The 16,020-nt window shown below is 65.9% G+C and carries 14 protein-coding genes; 12 read left to right on the top strand and 2 right to left on the bottom strand.

Features of this window, described 5'->3' with window-relative positions; genetic code table 11:
* Window positions 1-45: 45 nt before the first annotated feature.
* The 3 genes from ABID26_RS04560 to ABID26_RS04550 are packed head-to-tail and all read left to right on the top strand — an operon-like array spanning window position 46 to window position 4,227.
* Window positions 46-1,491 carry an APC family permease gene (locus ABID26_RS04560; RefSeq protein ID WP_292372483.1) on the top strand — a complete coding sequence of 482 codons (1,446 nt, stop codon included), beginning with the start codon at window positions 46-48 and terminating at the stop codon, window positions 1,489-1,491.
* Window positions 1,492-1,546: 55 nt separating this feature from the next.
* A complete protein-coding gene (locus tag ABID26_RS04555) occupies window positions 1,547-2,734 on the top strand; it encodes a cytochrome P450 (RefSeq protein ID WP_292340028.1) in 1,188 nt (395 codons plus the stop codon).
* Window positions 2,735-2,736: 2 nt separating this feature from the next.
* Complete coding sequence (locus tag ABID26_RS04550) at window positions 2,737-4,227, top strand: aldehyde dehydrogenase (protein ID WP_354414074.1); 1,491 nt, start codon at window positions 2,737-2,739, stop codon at window positions 4,225-4,227.
* 28 nt (window positions 4,228-4,255) lie between these two features.
* On the opposite strand, the gene ABID26_RS04545 is transcribed toward ABID26_RS04550, so the two are convergent.
* Window positions 4,256-5,158: a LysR family transcriptional regulator gene (locus ABID26_RS04545; protein ID WP_354414071.1), complete on the bottom strand. Its 903-nt coding sequence runs from the start codon at window positions 5,156-5,158 to the stop codon at window positions 4,256-4,258.
* Window positions 5,159-5,260: 102 nt separating this feature from the next.
* On the opposite strand from ABID26_RS04545, the gene ABID26_RS04540 reads away from it, so the two are divergent.
* Both ABID26_RS04540 and ABID26_RS04535 read left to right on the top strand, forming a co-directional pair.
* Window positions 5,261-6,247, top strand: coding sequence for a zinc-dependent alcohol dehydrogenase family protein (locus ABID26_RS04540; protein ID WP_126101611.1), 987 nt, complete (start codon window positions 5,261-5,263; stop codon window positions 6,245-6,247).
* Window positions 6,248-6,332: 85 nt separating this feature from the next.
* Complete coding sequence (locus ABID26_RS04535; RefSeq protein ID WP_292340030.1) at window positions 6,333-7,025, top strand: glutathione S-transferase family protein; 693 nt, start codon at window positions 6,333-6,335, stop codon at window positions 7,023-7,025.
* Window positions 7,026-7,030: 5 nt separating this feature from the next.
* On the opposite strand, the gene ABID26_RS04530 is transcribed toward ABID26_RS04535, so the two are convergent.
* The gene (locus ABID26_RS04530) at window positions 7,031-7,777 is read right to left on the bottom strand and encodes an IclR family transcriptional regulator (protein WP_126101609.1); all 747 of its coding nucleotides are present in this window, start codon (window positions 7,775-7,777) and stop codon (window positions 7,031-7,033) included.
* Window positions 7,778-7,938: 161 nt separating this feature from the next.
* Between ABID26_RS04530 and ABID26_RS04525 the strand changes: the two genes are divergently transcribed.
* The 7 genes from ABID26_RS04525 (at window position 7,939) to ABID26_RS04495 (ending at window position 15,947) form a co-directional block, all read left to right on the top strand.
* Window positions 7,939-9,330 carry a transaminase gene (locus ABID26_RS04525; RefSeq protein ID WP_189521319.1) on the top strand — a complete coding sequence of 464 codons (1,392 nt, stop codon included), beginning with the start codon at window positions 7,939-7,941 and terminating at the stop codon, window positions 9,328-9,330.
* Between the two features lie 107 nt (window positions 9,331-9,437).
* Window positions 9,438-10,493 (top strand): substrate-binding domain-containing protein, encoded by a 1,056-nt coding sequence (locus tag ABID26_RS04520; protein ID WP_126101608.1) that lies wholly within the window; start codon window positions 9,438-9,440, stop codon window positions 10,491-10,493.
* A 25-nt stretch (window positions 10,494-10,518) separates the two neighbouring features.
* On the top strand, window positions 10,519-11,790 hold the full coding sequence (locus ABID26_RS04515; protein ID WP_292340034.1) for an ABC transporter substrate-binding protein: 1,272 nt from the start codon (window positions 10,519-10,521) through the stop codon (window positions 11,788-11,790).
* Between the two features lie 93 nt (window positions 11,791-11,883).
* Window positions 11,884-12,729 (top strand): carbohydrate ABC transporter permease, encoded by an 846-nt coding sequence (locus tag ABID26_RS04510; RefSeq protein WP_292340035.1) that lies wholly within the window; start codon window positions 11,884-11,886, stop codon window positions 12,727-12,729.
* Window positions 12,730-12,742: 13 nt separating this feature from the next.
* Window positions 12,743-13,591 carry a carbohydrate ABC transporter permease gene (locus ABID26_RS04505; RefSeq protein ID WP_126101605.1) on the top strand — a complete coding sequence of 283 codons (849 nt, stop codon included), beginning with the start codon at window positions 12,743-12,745 and terminating at the stop codon, window positions 13,589-13,591.
* Between the two features lie 21 nt (window positions 13,592-13,612).
* Complete coding sequence (locus ABID26_RS04500; RefSeq protein WP_126101604.1) at window positions 13,613-14,653, top strand: ABC transporter ATP-binding protein; 1,041 nt, start codon at window positions 13,613-13,615, stop codon at window positions 14,651-14,653.
* A 16-nt stretch (window positions 14,654-14,669) separates the two neighbouring features.
* On the top strand, window positions 14,670-15,947 hold the full coding sequence (locus ABID26_RS04495) for an MGH1-like glycoside hydrolase domain-containing protein (protein ID WP_292344791.1): 1,278 nt from the start codon (window positions 14,670-14,672) through the stop codon (window positions 15,945-15,947).
* Window positions 15,948-16,020 lie beyond the last annotated feature (73 nt).

The raw sequence follows: 16,020 nt of genomic DNA, 5'->3' as shown, positions 1-16,020 counted from the left end.
ATCTCAGGGACACTTGGTTTCCGCAGCGCGGAATGGAGGGAAAAAATGACCACACTTGAAGCCGGCGAAGGGAACCGGCTGAGGAAGAACAGCCTCGGCGTCGGCGCCATCACTTTCATGGTGATCTCGGCTGCCGCCCCGCTCACGGCTGTCGCCGGCGGCACGCCGCTCGGTATGCTCATGGGCAACGGCGCCGGCTTTGCCGGCATCTATCTTATCGTCACGCTTCTGCTGCTGCTGTTCGCGGTGGGCTATGTCGCCATGTCGCGCCACATCGGCAATGCCGGTGCCTTCTATGCTTATGCCGCGCGCGGCCTCGGCGGTCTCGCCGGCGGCGCTACCGCGCTGATCGCGATCCTGTCCTACAACGCCATGCAGATCGGCGTCATGGGCCTGCTCGGCGCCGCCACCGCAGGCCTGTTCGCCGGTTGGGGCATCACGCTGCCCTGGTGGGTGTGGAGCTTCATCGCCATCGCCATCGTCGCCGTGCTCGGCTACCGCCAGGTCGACCTGTCGGCCAAGATCCTGACGGTGCTGGTGCTTGCCGAATATGTCGTCGTGCTGATCCTCGACCTGACGATCCTCAAGACCGGCGGCGATAGCGGCCTGTCGGCCGCACCCTTCAGCTGGAGCCAGATCACCAGCGGCGCGCCGGCGATCGCCATCCTGTTCTGCTTTGCTGCCTTCATCGGCTTCGAGGCGACGACGATCTATGCCGAGGAAGCGCGCGACCCCAAGGTCACCATTCCGCGCGCCACCTATTTCTCCGTCATCCTGATCGGCCTCTTCTACATGATCACAGCATGGCTGATGGCGGTCGGCGCCGGTGTCGACAAGCTGCTGCCGTCGCTGCAGGGCCTGCAGGACCCGACCACCTTCCTGTTCGGCCTGTCCGACCGCTATGCCGGAACGCTGCTCACCCATGCCATGAGCATCCTCTTCGTCTCCAGCCTGTTCGCCGGCGTGCTGGCCTTCCACAACGCGGTCGCCCGCTACATCTATGTCGCCGGCCGCGAGAAGCTCTTGCCGCAGACCATCGGCGTCACGCATTCGGCGCATCAAAGCCCGCATGTCGCCTCGGTCATCCAGACCGTGCTTGCGGCAATAGTCGTCGGGCTCTTCGCCGTTCTTGGCCTCGATCCGGTGCTGGCACTGTTCTCGTGGCTCACCAACGTCGCCACGCTCGGCGTCATCGTCATGATGGCGGTGGCCTCGCTTGCCGTCGTGATGTATTTCCGCGCCAACCCGTCGAGCCAGGAGAACGCGCTGAAGACCACCGTCCTGCCGGGACTCACCTTCATTGCCTTCGTCATCATCATCTACCTGATCGTCATCAATTTCGGCAGCCTGTCGGGTGCCGCCGGCTTCCTCGGCGTGTTCCTGCCGGCGCTGGTGCTGATCGCGGCCGTGGTCGGACTGCTCTTGGCGAGTGCTTTGAGGAGTCGCGATCCGGTTGCCTTCGAAAGCCTCGGCAAGCCGCTGAAGGATTGATGGACAGAAAGGGCGGCGCTCGTCGCCGCCCTTCCCAGACAGCAGGAGCAGCGACATGAGTTTTGCCGAGAGCATCACCATCGAGGCGCTCGAGGCTGATCCTTATCCGATCTATGCGGAGTTGAGGCGCAGCGCGCCGGTCGCCTTCGTGCCGGCGGTGAACCTCTGGTTCGTCACCCGCTGGAAGGATGTCGAGAGCGTCGCGAAATCGCCCGACATTTTTTCCGCGGCTGTCGGCACCTCGCCCGTCGAGCGCTCCTTCGGCAGGCCGACCATCCTGACCACTGACGGCGAGGTCCACAAACAGCTGCGGCAGGGCGTCGATCCGAAATACCGGCCGCGCACCGTTGCGTCCTATGCGAACGATCTCGTGCGGTCGATCGCCGAACCCTATCTCGACAAGATCGCCGCGCACGGCTCGGCCGAGCTGATGGCCGATTATTTCGAGCCGGTGTCGACGCTGGCTCTCGCGCGCTCGCTCGGCCTTGCCGATGTCGACATGCCGACCCTGCGGAGCTGGTTCTACGGCCTCGCCCAGGGCGCCATCAATTTCGAGAACGATCCGAAGCGGCAGGAAATCGCCGACGCAATCAGCGCCGAGGTCGGCGCCGCCGTTCGGCCGACGCTGGAGCGGCTTACCCGCGAGCCGGACGACTCGGCCTTGTCGCACATGCTGCATGACGGCATGCCGGACGGCTCGATCCGCTCCATCGATTTCCTGATGCCGACCATCAAGGTCATCCTGCTCGGCGGCATGCAGGAGCCCGGCCACGGCGCCGGCTCCATTCTTGTCGGCCTGCTCACCCATCCCGAACAACTGCGCCGGGTGCTCAGCGATCTGGAGACCTTCGTGCCGAAAGCCGTCGACGAGGGCCTGCGCTGGGTGGCGCCGATCGGCACGCAGACGCGCCAGACGACACGGCCTGTCGAGCTCGGCGGCGTCACCATCCCCGCCGGCGCGCCGGTCGCCGCGCTCGTCTCCTCGGCAAGCCGCGACGAGAGCCGCTTCAGCGATCCCGACCGGTTCGACATCGGCCGCGAGGAGGGCAACCACGCCGCCTTCGGCTTCGGCCACCATTTCTGCTCGGGCCGTTTCTTCGCGCGCGAGCAGATGTGTCTTGCGCTACGCTTGCTGCTGGAGCGCTTTCCGGATTTGCGGCTGGTGCCGGGCAAGGAGCCGGTGTTCCGCGGCTGGGAGTTCCGCGCGCCGGCGACGCTTCATGTAACCCTTGGAGCCAATTGACGATGATCAGCCAGGACACCATCGACACGCTGCGCAAGGCCGACGTCGGCGCGCGGCATCTGTTCATCGATGGAACCCAGGTTGATGCGCAAAGCGGCGCCAGCCTGCCGGTGATCTCGCCGATCGACGGCCGCGCCTTCGCCAGCATTGCCGATGGCGGCGCCGCCGATGTCGACCGCGCGGTCGCGTCGGCGCGCAAGGCGTTCGCGAAAGGCTCCTGGTCCCGCGCGGCGCCTGCCTTCCGCAAGAAGGTGCTGACGAAATTCGCCGAGCTGGTCGAGAAGCATGCCGACGAGCTCGCCGTGCTCGGCGTGCGCGACAACGGCACCGAGATCAACATGGCCTACAAGGCCGAGCCGCTCTCTGCCGCCGGCACTATCCGCTACTATGCCGAGGCGATCGACAAGGTCTATGGCGAGATCGCGCCGACGGCCGACAATGTGCTCGGCCTGATCCACAAGGAGCCGCTCGGCGTCGTCGGCGTCATCGTGCCATGGAATTTCCCGTTGATGATCGGCGCCTGGAAGATCGCGCCGGCTTTGGCTGCCGGCAACGCCATCGTCGTCAAGCCGCCGGAGATCGCCTCGCTGACGCTGCTGCGGCTGGCCGAGCTTGCCGCCGAGGCCGGCTTGCCCGAAGGCGTGTTCAACGTCGTCACCGGCCGCGGCTCGGTCGCCGGCGAGGCGCTCGGCCTGCACATGGATGTCGACGCCATCGCCTTCACCGGCTCCGGGCCGGTCGGCCGCCGCCTGCTCGAATATTCCGCGCGATCCAATTTGAAACGCGTCTTCCTCGAGCTCGGCGGCAAGTCGCCCAACACCGTCTTTGCCGATGCGCCCGACCTGAGGCAGGCGGCGGTGGTGTCGGCTAACGGTATCTTCCGCAATTCCGGTCAGGTCTGCGTCGCCGGCTCGCGGCTGCTCGTCCAAGCCTCGATCTACGACCGCTTCATGGATGAGCTTCTCAAGGCGACGACGAAACTGAAAGTCGGCGATCCGCTGGATCTTTCGAGCGACATCGGCGCGGTGTCGAGCGCCGAGCAACTGACCAAGAATCTCGGCTTCGTCGCGAAAGCCTCGGAGGAGGGCGCCCACCTCGTCACCGGCGGCGAACGCATCCTGAGCGAGACCGGCGGCAGCTACATGGCGCCGACCATCTTCGAGAACGTGACGGAGACCATGCAGCTCGCCCGTGAGGAAGTGTTCGGACCGGTGCTCGGCGTGATGCGCTTCGACACCGAGGGGGAGGCGGTGCGCCTCGCCAACGCCACCGTCTACGGCCTCGCCTCCGCCGTGTGGACCTCGAACCTGTCCACCGCGCATCGCATGGTCCGCGCCATCAATGCCGGCGTCGTCCACGTCAACACCTACGGCGGCGCCGACATCACCGTGCCGCTCGGCGGCGTCAAGCAGTCCGGCTTCGGCCGCGACAAGTCCCTTCACGCCATCGAGAAATACACCGACCTCAAGACGGCGTGGATCAGTCTCGCTTGACCCTTCGCGGCGGGTCGGCCTGATGCCGCTACGACATCATTCTCGGCAATCCCGCCGCCAGCGCGTCGACCGCCAGTCGCACCTTCAGCGGCAGATGCGGCGTCTGCAGCCAGAGCGCGTGGCAGTCGTAGAGATAGTCCGACTGGTCGGGCAGCAGCCGGATGAGCCTGCCTGCTTCGACGCGCTGGCGCACCAGCCAGTATGGAAGCCAGGCCAGGCCCATGCCCTCGGTCGCCGCATCGGCGATGGCGTCGAGGTCGTCGAACCGAAGCCGGCCGGCCGGCGCGATCTCCGTTACGGAGCCGTCGTCGCGCGGGAACAGCCATGGCTGCAGCGCCTGGCCGAGCCGCCGGTAGATGATCGCCTGATGGCCGGCGATATCGTCGAGCCGAAGCGGCTGGCCGAACCTCTCAATGTATGACGGCGAAGCGCAGACGATCATTCGCTGGCGCGCGACGCGCCGCGCGATGATGCCGGCCCTGTCATCCAGCGTTCCGGTGCGGATCGCCAGGTCAAGACCGTCCTCGACAAGATCGGCGAAGCGGTCGCTGAGCGACAGGTCGAGCTCCAGTGCGGGATAGTACCGGGCAAGCGCGAGCAGGATCGGCGTGACGCAGTGGCGGCCGAAATGCGCCGGCATCGTCACTCGCAGTTTTCCGCGCGGCTCGGACAATTGGTCGGCGGCCAGCGCATCGGCGGCTTGCGCCTCCGCCAGCACGATCCGGCAGCGCTCGTAATAGGCGCGCCCGAAATCGGTCAGGCTCTGCCGGCGCGTCGTGCGGTTGATGAGGCGCGCGCCAAGCCGCTCCTCAAGGAAGCGGACATGCTTGCCGACCATCGGGCCCGACAGGTCGAGCGCCGCCGCGGCGGCCGCGAACGTGCCGAGGTCGACAGCCTTGACGAACACTTCCATGCTTTCGAGGCGATCCATATTCAAAACCAATCGTTTCGACTGTCCTGCCTGCCGCGCGATTTATCGCATCCCGATGCCTCTGCATAGTCCATTCCATCAACTGGATTTGGAGTTGCATGGATGGCAAGGGTTGTTCGCTTTCACGCTCACGGTGGGCCGGAGGTGCTGCGCATCGAGGATGTCGAGGTTCCGCCGCCGGGCTCCGGCGAGGTGCGTATCCGCGTCAAGGCGCTGGGCTTGAACCGCGCCGAGGCCTCGATGCGCAGGGGCGCCTATATCGAGACGCCGGCGCTGCCGTCAGGCCTTGGCCTCGAGGCGTCGGGCAGCGTCGAGGCGGTCGGCGACGGCGTCGATGGTTTTGCGCCGGGCGATGCCGTCAGCGTCATCCCGCCGCGCTCGATGGCGCGCTGGCCGGCCTATGGCGAGCTCGTCACCTTTCCGGCCGAGCTCGTGGTCAAGCATCCGCCGTCGCTCGGCTTCGAAGCCGCCGCCGCGACATGGATGCAATATCTCACCGCCTATGGCGCGCTGGTCGATGTCGCCCGTCTCGGCCGTGGCGAGCCTGTCGTCATCACCGCAGCGTCGAGCAGCGTCGGGCTGGCCGCGATCCAGATCGCCAAGGTGATCGGCGCCGTGCCGATCGCCGTCACGCGGATGTTGGCCAAGAAAGAAGCGCTGCTCGATGCCGGAGCCGCCCATGTCGTGGCCTCGCAGGAGCAGGATCTCGAAGCGCGGCTGAAGGCACTCGCACCGCAGGGCGTGCGCGTCGTGCTCGATGCGGTCGGCGGTCCGATCTTCACGCCGCTGGCGGCGGCGATGGCGCGCGGCGGCATCCTCATCGAATATGGCGGCCTCAGTCCCGAGCCGACGCCGTTCCCGCTGTTCGAGGTGCTGGCGAAGACGCTGATGCTGCGCGGCTATCTGGTGCACGAAATCACCGGCGATCCGGAGCGGCTGGAAGCGGCTAAACGCTTCATCCTCGACGGCCTCGCGTCGGGCGCGCTGAAGCCCTTGATCGCCAAAACTTTTCCGTTCGACAAAATCGTCGAGGCGCACCGCTTCCTCGAATCGGGCGAGCAGTTCGGTAAGATCGTCGTGACGGTTTGAGGCCCAAGAAAGCGAGGCGGGTTGTCGGAAACCGCGTCGGTTGTTCGTCCTCTGGCCGCAAAGCGCAATCAAGAGGAGCCTGCCGATGACCCCCACCATCACCGCCTTTGAACGATCGCCCGATCGCGGCCGGGGACAGGCGCGCGACATGCGCGTTCGCTGGGCGCTCGAAGAAGTGGGTCAGCCTTACGATGTCCGCCTCGTTTCGTTTGAAGAGATGAAGCAACCAGCTCATCTTGCGCTTCAGCCTTTCGGGCAGATACCCACCTATGAGGAGGGCGGCCTCGTTCTGTTCGAGACGGGCGCGATCGTGTTGCATATTGCAGAGCATCACGCCGGTTTGCTGCCCGACGACGCGAATGCCCGGGGACGCGCGATCAGCTGGATGTTCTGCGCGCTGAACACCGTGGAGCCGCCGATCCTCGACCTGCAGATCGCAAAGTTCGCGGAGCGCAACGAGAGCTGGCACGAGCGGCGTCTGCCTATGGTCCACGATCGCATCCGCGACAGGCTCGGCGAACTTTCCGTTTGCCTCGGCGACGCCGACTGGCTCGATGGCGACTTCAGTGCCGGGGATATTCTGATGGTGACGGTGTTGCGCAGGTTGAACATGTCAGGCCTGCTGGGCGAATTCCCGAACCTCGCCGCCTACGTCGCCCGCGGCGAAGCGCGGCCTGCGTTCAAGCGCGCTTTCGATGCGCAGTTGGCGGTTGCCATGGCGGCGTCGGCTGGAGGAGGCACAGGACGAAGCGCTCCAGCGTCATGCCTTCGCGGCTGAGATGATCATGCCTCGCCGGTCAGCCGAGCCGAGATCAGCCGCGCCGCTTTGATTGCGGCTCCGCCCTGGCTGGCCGCGACCGCGTCGTCGACGCGCGAGACGGGGGAGGCAACCGACAGCGTGCCGATCGGCTGGCCGTCGGCGCCGAGGATCGCGGCGCCGACACTGTGCACGCCTTCCTCATAGCCCTGCGCGCTGCGCGAATAGCCGCTGGCGGCGGCGAATGCGATGGCTTTGGCCAGCGTGTCAGGCCCGGTCATCGTATGCGCGGTGAAGGCCTGCAAAGGCCTTTCGAGATAGGCGCTGACCACTTCCAGCCGCGAGGCGGCGAGGAAGGCGATGCCCGAGGCTGTGCCGTGCAGCGGCAGCACCTGACCGACATCGACATTGACGCGGTTGGCCTTGGCCGACAGTTCGACATGGACGGTGAGCAGCGCGCCGGCGCTGAATTCCGACAGGTGCACGGTCTCGCCGGTCTCCAATGACAGGTCTCGCACCACCGGCGCCGCGACCCGCACGAACGGAAAATGCGCGTCGCGGATGCGGGCAAGCCGCGACAGGCCGGCGCCCAGCCGGTAGCGGCGACTCCGCGGCTCCTGCTCGATCAGCCGGTGCGCGGCAAGCGCCATCAGGAGGCGCCGGGCGGTGGCTTTGTCGAGGCCGGCGCGCCGGGCGAGATCGGACAGCCCGATCTCCGACTCCTGCAGCGTGAACAGTTCTAGCAGCGACACCGCCTTGCCCACCGTGCTCATTGCGTATTCTCCGAGATACTTCGCATGTGAATTAACTTGACAGGCGCCGCTCCTGCCTTCAGTGTGTCTATAACATACAAAACAACGGTTCAAATAATGAACCGTCATGGGAACAACTACGCGTCGCAAATTTTGCGCGTCAGGGAGAGTTCAGCGCCGTGATGGCCGCCAGCAGAACCGATTTGCAACCCGCGACGATCGAAGACCTGCTCGACCGCGAGCAGGCACGATTCCTCGATACGCATCCGCGCTCGGCGGCTGCCTGGGAAGAGGGCAAGAAGCACTTCCTCTATGGCGGGCCGTCGCATTGGATGCGGCGCTGGGCCGGCGGCTTCCCGGTCTATGCCGCTTCGGCCAGAGGCGCCCATATCCGCGACATCGACGGCCACGACTATGTCGACTTCGCGCTCGGCGACACGGGTGGCATGTGCGGCCACGCGCCGGAGGCGGTGACGCGCGCAGCGCTGCACCAATTGCAGAACGGCACGACCATGATGCTGCCCACCGAGGACAGCCTCTGGGTCGGCGAAGAGCTTACGCGCCGCTTCGGCCTGCCTTACTGGACGCTGACCACGTCCGCCACCGATGCCAACCGTGGCGCCATCCGCATCGCGCGCATGATCACCGGCCGCGACAAGGTGCTGGTCTTCTCCGGCTGCTACCATGGCGGCGTCGAGGAGGCGCATGTCGAGATCCGCGACGGCAAGATCGGCATGCGCAACATGATCCATCCGAACGGTGTCGACCATTCCGCCGTCTCCAGGGTGGTCGAGTTCAACGATGTCGCGGCGCTCGAGGAAGCGCTGTCGCATGGCGACGTCGCCTGCGTGCTGACCGAACCGCTGATGACCAATTTCGGCATGATCCCGGTCGCCGACGGTTTTCATACAGCGCTTCGCGAGATCACGCGCCGCACCGGCACGGTGCTCGTCATCGACGAGACGCACACCATCTCCAGCGGTCCCGGCGGCTATACCGCGCTGCACGGGCTGGAGCCGGACATTCTCGTTGCCGGCAAGGCGATCGCGGGCGGCTTTCCGGCCGGCATCTTTGGCGTCGCGCGGGAAATCGCCGAGCGGCTGTGGAAAATCGTGCCGATGGTCAATCCGCGCGTGCGCCAGTCGGCGCATCTCGGCATCGGCGGCACGCTAGCCGGCAACGCGCTCACCGTCGCCACCATGCGCGCGGTGCTGGAAGAGGTGCTGACGCCGGCCAATTTCGAGCTCATGATCGCCAACGCCTCACGGCTTGCCGAGGCCGCGCGGAAAATCATCGCCGACAACAAATTGCCCTGGCATGTGACGCAGGTCGGCGCCCGCGCCGAGATCATGTTCATGCCGAACCCGCCGCGCAGCGGCGCCGACGTCATTGCCGGGCGTCGAGGCGATCTCGAGACCTTGCTGCACGCCTTCTACATGAACGAAGGCATACTGGTGACGCCGTTCCACACCATGTTCCTGATGTGCCCGGCGACCTCGGCGGCCGATGTCGATCGCCACACGGAAGTCTTTTCCCGCTTCGTCGATCTTGTCCGCGGCGCGGGCGTCGTCTGAGACCATGGCGAACCCGTTCGAACTCACCCTTACGCAAAAATTTAAAACGTTTGCAATTCGGCAAAAGCCGATTACAAACGTTTCAACATCGCGTTCGGGAGGAACGATTGCCGGCCCGTGTCACCACGCTGAAGGAGCTTGCCGCCAGCCTCGGCCTGTCGATCACGACGGTATCGAGGGCGCTTGCCGGCCATCAGCAGATCGCCCTGAAGACGCGCGAGCGTGTCGCCCAGGCGGCGCGCCAGGCCGGGTATGTGCCTAACACCGCGGCGCGCACGCTGGTTTCCGGCCGCAGCGGCTTCGTCGGCCTGGTGCTGCCGATCCGCGGGCCGAACCTGGTCGATTCCTTCCTCGGTGAGTTCGTGACCGGGCTCGGCGAGGGGTTGGTGGCGCATGGCTCGGACCTCATCCTCGCCACCGCCGCGCAGGACCAGGCCGAGCTTGCCGTGCTGCGCCATGTCGTCGAATCCGGGCGCGCCGACGGCGTCGTCGTCACCCGCATCGCCGAGGTCGACGAACGTCTCGACTATCTGCGCCGGCGCAGCTTTCCGTTCGTCGCGCATGGCCGGCTGCTCGACAGCGATTTTGACTACAACTGGCTCGACACCGATGGCGCCCATGCCTTCGGCGAAGCCTTCGACATGCTTTACGATCTCGGCCACCGCCATTTCGGCCTGGTGACGATTTCCGAGCCGATGACCTTTCGGCATCTCAGGCAGGATGGTCTCGCCGCCGCGATCGCCCGACGCGGCGATCCGGCGGTGCGGCTCGATGTGGCGACCGCACCGCGCTTCGATCGCGGCGCCCGCATCCAGGCCGTCAACCGGATGCTGAAGGCTCCAAATCGGCCGACTGCGATCATCGCCTTGTTCGACGAGCTGGCGCTGACGGTGATGGAAGAGGCGGCCCGCGCCGCCCTTACCGTCCCACGCGACCTTTCCGTCATCGGCTTCGACAACATCGTCGCCTCGGCCTATGCGCCGCCCGGCCTCACCACGTTCGATGCCTCGATCCGCCAGTGCGCGCGCGAGATCGCCGACATGCTGCTCACCGTCGTCGCCGAGAAACCGGCCGCGCCGCTGACCCGGCTGATCCGGCCGACGCTGGTTCCAAGGGCAAGCCATGGACCGGCGCCGCTGACAAAGAAGCTGACGCCGGCATGACGGCGTCAATCCAGGGAGGAAGAGCATGACCAATATTTTGAAGAAGCTGTCGGGTGCGGCGCTGGCGCTGTCGCTTGCCGTTGGCGGCGCCCAGGCCCAGCAGGTGCTGTTCTGGTCGACGCAGGCGCGCCCGGTCGAGGAAACGCAAAAGATGCGCGATGAGGTGCTGAAAGGCTTCGGCGGTCCGGTCGACTATCAGGTCGCGGAGGACGGCCCCTGGCTCACCCGACTGCAAGCCGAACTGCAGGCGGGCTCCGGAACCATCGGCGTGCTCGGTGGCCTGCATGGTGATTTCTCCACCGTCGGCGCTAGCCTTGTCGATCTCTCCGCCGTCGACGTTGGCGGGGTCAAGATCAACGAGGCCTACAAGAAGCTCGGCATGCTCGGTACCGGCGAGCAGAAATATATACCGTGGATGCAGGCCACCTATCTGATGGCGGCGAACAAGCAGGCGTTGCAATATCTGCCGCCGGGCGTCGATCTCAACACCATCACCTACGACCAGCTGATCGAATGGTCGAAGAACATCGCCGAAAAGACCGGCTCGCCGAAATTCGGCTTTCCGGCCGGTCCGAAGGGGCTGAAGCACCGCTTCTTCGAGGGCTTCCTCTATCCGTCCTACACCGGCTCGATGGTGACCAAGTTCCGCTCGCCCGAAGCCGAGACCGCCTGGAACAAGTTCAAGGAGCTTTGGCAGTACACCAATCCGAACTCGACCAACTACGCCTTCATGCAGGAGCCGCTGCTGAGCGGCGAGGTGTGGATTGCGTTCGACCACGTCGCCCGTCTCGCCGACGCCTTCAATCAGAAGCCCGACGACTTCGTCGCCTTCCCGGCGCCGGCCGGTCCCGCCGGTCGCGGCTTCATGCCGGTGGTGGCCGGCGTCGCCATTCCGAAGACCTCCCCGGACATCGACAAGGCCAAGGCGCTGGTCGCCTATATGCTGAAGCCGGAAACGCAGATCGCCACGCTGAAGGCGACCAATTTCTTCCCTGTGGTCGATGTCAAGCTTCCCGACGGCATGCCGGCCTCGGTGAAGGCGTTCGGTCCGGCCATCGCCACCATGACCGGCGCTCGCGACGCGCTGCCGGCACTGCTGCCGATGGGTCTTGGCGATCTCGGCGGCAAGTTCAACCAGGTCTACACCGACAGCTTCGAGCGCATCGTGCTCGGCGGCGAGGATGTGCACGGCGTGTTGGAACAGCAGGCGGCCGCGCTCAAGGCGATCATCGACCAGGCCAAGGCGCCGTGCTGGGCGCCAGACAAGCCGTCCGAGGGCGCTTGCCCGGTCGACTAGTCGTCACCAGAGATCCTCCCAAGGGGTGCCCGGAGTTTGTTGCGCTCCGGGCGCCCGGACCGCGGCCCTCGACCGCAGCGCAAAGGACACACCATGAACGGCAAGGCTCTGCCCTACCTGCTGCTGATGCCGGCGACGCTGTTCCTGTGCGTCTTCTTCCTCTATCCGTTCGCACTCGTCGCCTTCGAGGCGGTCACCCGCGACGGCGCCTTCACGCTCGACAATTTCCGCACCATGGCCGGCAGTTGGAAGTTTCCGGCCACCGTCCGCAACACGCTGCTGCTTGCCGCAATCGTCGTGCCGATCCAGCTTGCCATGGCGCTTCTGATGGCGAGCGTCGTGTCGCGGCTGGAGAGCGGGCGCAGTGCAGCACTTTACATCTTCGCCATTCCGCTCGGCATTTCAGACCTTGCCGCCGGCCTGATCTGGCTGGCCATCTTCGACCAGTCCGGTTTCCTCAACACGCTGCTTTCCGGCCTAGGCATCGTCGATCGCCCGATCATGTTCCTCGGCTACCAGAGCAAGCTGACGATCTTCATCGCCGTCGCGCTGGCCGAGATCTGGCGCGCAACCGCCATCATGATGGTCATCCTCGTCGCCGGCATGGGGCTGATCCCCAAGGAATATTACGAGGCGGCGGAGGTGTTCGGCGCCGGCCCATGGAAGCGCTTCGTCCGCGTTACCCTGCCGCTGTTGCGCCCCAGCCTGCAGACGGCGATCATCTTGCGCGTCATCCTCGCCTTCGAGGTCTTCGCCGTCGTCGCCGCCCTTGGCGGCACCAATCTGCCGGTGCTGATGGGCGAGACCTACAACTGGCAATTCACGCTGCAGGACCGCAACGTCGCCGCCGCCTCGGCGCTGCTCATCCTCGCCATCTCGATCGGCTTCACGCTGTTCTTCCTGAGAGTGCTGCGCGTGCCCAAGGAGGCACGGATATGAAGGAGGCGCGCATATGAGTGCTGTCGCCGAAGCGCCTGTCACGGCTGCAACCGTCGATGCTCGCAAAGCCGGCGACTGGCTGCTCGTCGCCACCACCATCCTGCTTTGTGTCTGGGTGCTGCTGCCGATCTACTTGTTGATCGTCAACGCGCTTTCGTCGCCGCAAGACGTGACTACCTTTCCCAAGCGCTTCTTCCCGTCCCTCGATCTCGGCAGCCTGTCCTTCTTCATCAACTTCGCCGGCGTTGCCAGGGCGCTGTGGAACTCGGTGCTCGTCGCCACGCTGACGATGATCCTGTCGATCGGCTTCGGCGCGCCGGCAGGCTACGCGCTGTCGCGCTTCGACTTTCCGGGCAAGGGCGCGTTCCGCTTCCTGGTGCTGATGACCAGGGCCTTCCCGTTGCCGTTGTTGGCGCTGCCGCTGGCGGTGATGTTCATCCGCACCGGCCTCGACGACACCGCGATCGGCCTGGCGCTGGTGCACACCACGCTGGCGCTACCCTTCGCGGTGCTCATCACCTTCTCGCTGTTTTCCGGCATACCGGTCGAACTGGAGGAAGCGGCTTGGACGCTCGGCTGCACCCGATGGCAGGCGTTTCGCAAGGTGATCCTGCCGCTGGCGCTACCCGGTATCGCAGCCTCGGCGGTGTTTGCTTTCACCATCTCCTGGAACGAGGTCTTCGCCGCCGCGGTGCTCACCATCGAGAACCGCACGCTGACCGCCTTCCTGCTGCAGAGCCTTGGCGAGTCGCCGCTCTATCTCAAATTCGCCGGCGGCGCGGCGCTGGTCGTGCCGGCGCTGATCTTCATCTTCGCCGTCAGGAAATATCTCTTCGCCATGTGGGGGATCGCCAACCGATGACGCGCCAGACGGAGAACGCTCATGGCTGAAATCGCCATCAAGGGAGTGGCCAAGCGCTTCGGCGGCTTCACCGCGCTGCATCAGGTCGACCTCACGGTTGCCGATCAGGAGTTCATGGTGCTGCTCGGTGCCTCCGGCTGCGGCAAGACCACGCTGCTCAGGATCGTCGCCGGGCTGGAGACGCCGAGCCAGGGCGAGGTCTGGATCGGCGGCCGCCGCGTCGACCATTTGCCGCCGCGCGACCGCGGCATTGCCATGGTGTTCCAGAACTACGCCGTCTTCCCGCATCTGACCGTGTTCGAGAACATTGCCTTCGGCCTGCGCATGAAGAAGCTGGGGCAGGCCGAGGTCGAGCGCCGCGTCGGCCGCACCGCCGAGCTGATGCATATCGAGCAACTGTTGAAGCGCTATTCCGGCCAGCTGTCAGGCGGCCAGCGCCAGCGCGTCGCCGTCGCCCGCGCACTCGCCATGGAGCCGGACGTCATCCTGATGGACGAGCCGCTGTCCAACCTTGACGCGCTTCTGCGGCTGGAGATGCGCGCCGAGCTCAAAGGCGTGCTCGCGGCCTCGAAGACCACGACCATCTACGTCACCCACGACCAGGTCGAGGCGATGAGCCTCGCCGACCGCATCGCCGTCATGCATCAGGGCCGCATCGTCCAGGCTGCCTCGCCGGTCGAGGTCTACCGCAATCCGGCCGCGCGCTTCGTCGGCTCCTTCATCGGCAACCCGCCGATGAATTTCCTGCCCGCGTCCAAAGCCGCGAACGGCGACTGGAACGTAGCCGGGCTGACGCTGCCGGGACCGAAGTCGGACAGGCAAGCGATCGAATTCGCCATCCGGCCCGAGGACGTCGATGCCGGCGACGATGGGTTGCAGGCCACCGTGCGCGTCATCGAGCCGCTCGGGCCGCACACGCTGGTCACTTGCGATGTCGAGGGCGGCCTGTTTCGCGCCGTGCTGGACTCCAGCGCCGCCGTTGCCGTGGGCGACCGTCTGCGGCTCGCCCCCAAGCCCGATCGCATCCGCTGGTTCGACCCCGAAACCACCAATGCCCTCTGAAAGACCTCGAGCCGCCATGACAGCCACTGCCGCCCAAGACATCATTGCCCGCGCCGTCGAGGTGCTGAAGGAAAACGACCACGGCGACTACACCATCCCGACGAAAGGCCTCTACCCGTTCCAGTGGAATTGGGATTCCTGCCTGACGGCGCTTGGCCTCGCCCACTATGACGAAGCGCGGGCCTGGACCGAGATCGAGACCCTGTTCGCGCATCAATGGCCCGACGGCATGGTTCCGCACATCGTCTTCCATGTCTGGAACGATGGCTACTTTCCCGGGCCCGAGGTCTGGCGCACCGGCCGCCCGACGGCGACTTCCGGCATCACGCAGCCGGCCGTCGCCGGCTTTGCCGTGCGCCGCCTGTTCGACAGGGCGCGCGACAGGAAATTGGCGGTCGAGCGGGCCTGCAGGTTGCTGCCCAAGATCGACGCCTGGCACCGCTGGTTCTATGAGAATCGGGACCCCAAGGGGGAGGGGCTGGTCGCGATCATCCACCCCTGGGAGTCCGGCCGCGACAATTCCATCGACTGGGACCAAGCCTTCGAGCGCGTCCCGACCGAAGGGGTCGAACCCTACATCCGTCGCGACATCCTGCATGCCGACCCGGCCCATCGCCCGACCCAGGCGCAATATGATCGCTATCTCTGGCTGGTGCAGCATTTCCGCGGGCTGGGCTGGGACAACGCCCTGCTGCACGACGCTTCGCCATTCCAGATCGTCGATCCCGGCTTCAACGCCATCCTGATCCGCGCCGCGGCCGATCTTGCCGATCTCGCCGAGGCGCTGGGCGACACCGGGATCGCCAAAGCCAATCGCGCCCGCGCCGAAAAGGGCATCGCTGCGATGGAGCGCCTGTGGAGCGAGGCGCATGGCCAATATCTCTGCCTCGACCGCCTGACCGGCAAGCTTGTCGACAGCGCCTCCGTCGGCGGCGTCCTGCCGGCCTTCGCTGCCATCCCGCAGGCGCGCGCCGCAGCGATCGCCGCAACCATCGAACGCCTGGCCGGGAAGGCGCGCCACATCGTGCCCTCGCACGATCCCAACGACCCGCGTTTCGACGCCAGGCGCTACTGGCGTGGCCCGGTCTGGCTGGTGGTCAACTACATGATCGCCGACGGCCTTCTCGCCGCCGGCCACGCCGAGGTCGCCCGGCGCATCACTGGCTCCAGTCTCGACCTGATCACCGAAAGCGGCTTCGCCGAATATTACGACCCGCTCACCGGTGAACCGCTCGGCGGCGGCCGTTTCACCTGGACGGCGGCGATGGTCATCGAGTTTTTGCGCGGAATGTAAGCGCGCGTTCATCGAGCCTGTAAACTTTGCGGCGGCGGGAGCTACACCGGCGCGCCGCAAACGGCTATCAATC

The organism is Mesorhizobium shonense (assembly GCF_040545255.1).
Classification (GTDB): Bacteria; Pseudomonadota; Alphaproteobacteria; order Rhizobiales; family Rhizobiaceae; genus Mesorhizobium; species Mesorhizobium shonense.
This window is presented reverse-complemented; position numbering and strand designations above follow the sequence as displayed.

Coding starts and splice junctions, on each gene's coding strand:
- ABID26_RS04540 (WP_126101611.1), top strand. CDS start 5,261: ATGGCAAGGGTTGTTCGCTTTCACGCTCACGGTGGGCCGGAGGTGCTG.
- ABID26_RS04510 (WP_292340035.1), top strand. CDS start 11,884: ATGAACGGCAAGGCTCTGCCCTACCTGCTGCTGATGCCGGCGACGCTG.
- ABID26_RS04530 (WP_126101609.1), bottom strand. CDS start 7,777: ATGAGCACGGTGGGCAAGGCGGTGTCGCTGCTAGAACTGTTCACGCTG.
- ABID26_RS04515 (WP_292340034.1), top strand. CDS start 10,519: ATGACCAATATTTTGAAGAAGCTGTCGGGTGCGGCGCTGGCGCTGTCG.
- ABID26_RS04495 (WP_292344791.1), top strand. CDS start 14,670: ATGACAGCCACTGCCGCCCAAGACATCATTGCCCGCGCCGTCGAGGTG.
- ABID26_RS04525 (WP_189521319.1), top strand. CDS start 7,939: ATGGCCGCCAGCAGAACCGATTTGCAACCCGCGACGATCGAAGACCTG.
- ABID26_RS04560 (WP_292372483.1), top strand. CDS start 46: ATGACCACACTTGAAGCCGGCGAAGGGAACCGGCTGAGGAAGAACAGC.
- ABID26_RS04545 (WP_354414071.1), bottom strand. CDS start 5,158: ATGGATCGCCTCGAAAGCATGGAAGTGTTCGTCAAGGCTGTCGACCTC.
- ABID26_RS04555 (WP_292340028.1), top strand. CDS start 1,547: ATGAGTTTTGCCGAGAGCATCACCATCGAGGCGCTCGAGGCTGATCCT.
- ABID26_RS04505 (WP_126101605.1), top strand. CDS start 12,743: ATGAGTGCTGTCGCCGAAGCGCCTGTCACGGCTGCAACCGTCGATGCT.
- ABID26_RS04550 (WP_354414074.1), top strand. CDS start 2,737: ATGATCAGCCAGGACACCATCGACACGCTGCGCAAGGCCGACGTCGGC.
- ABID26_RS04535 (WP_292340030.1), top strand. CDS start 6,333: ATGACCCCCACCATCACCGCCTTTGAACGATCGCCCGATCGCGGCCGG.
- ABID26_RS04500 (WP_126101604.1), top strand. CDS start 13,613: ATGGCTGAAATCGCCATCAAGGGAGTGGCCAAGCGCTTCGGCGGCTTC.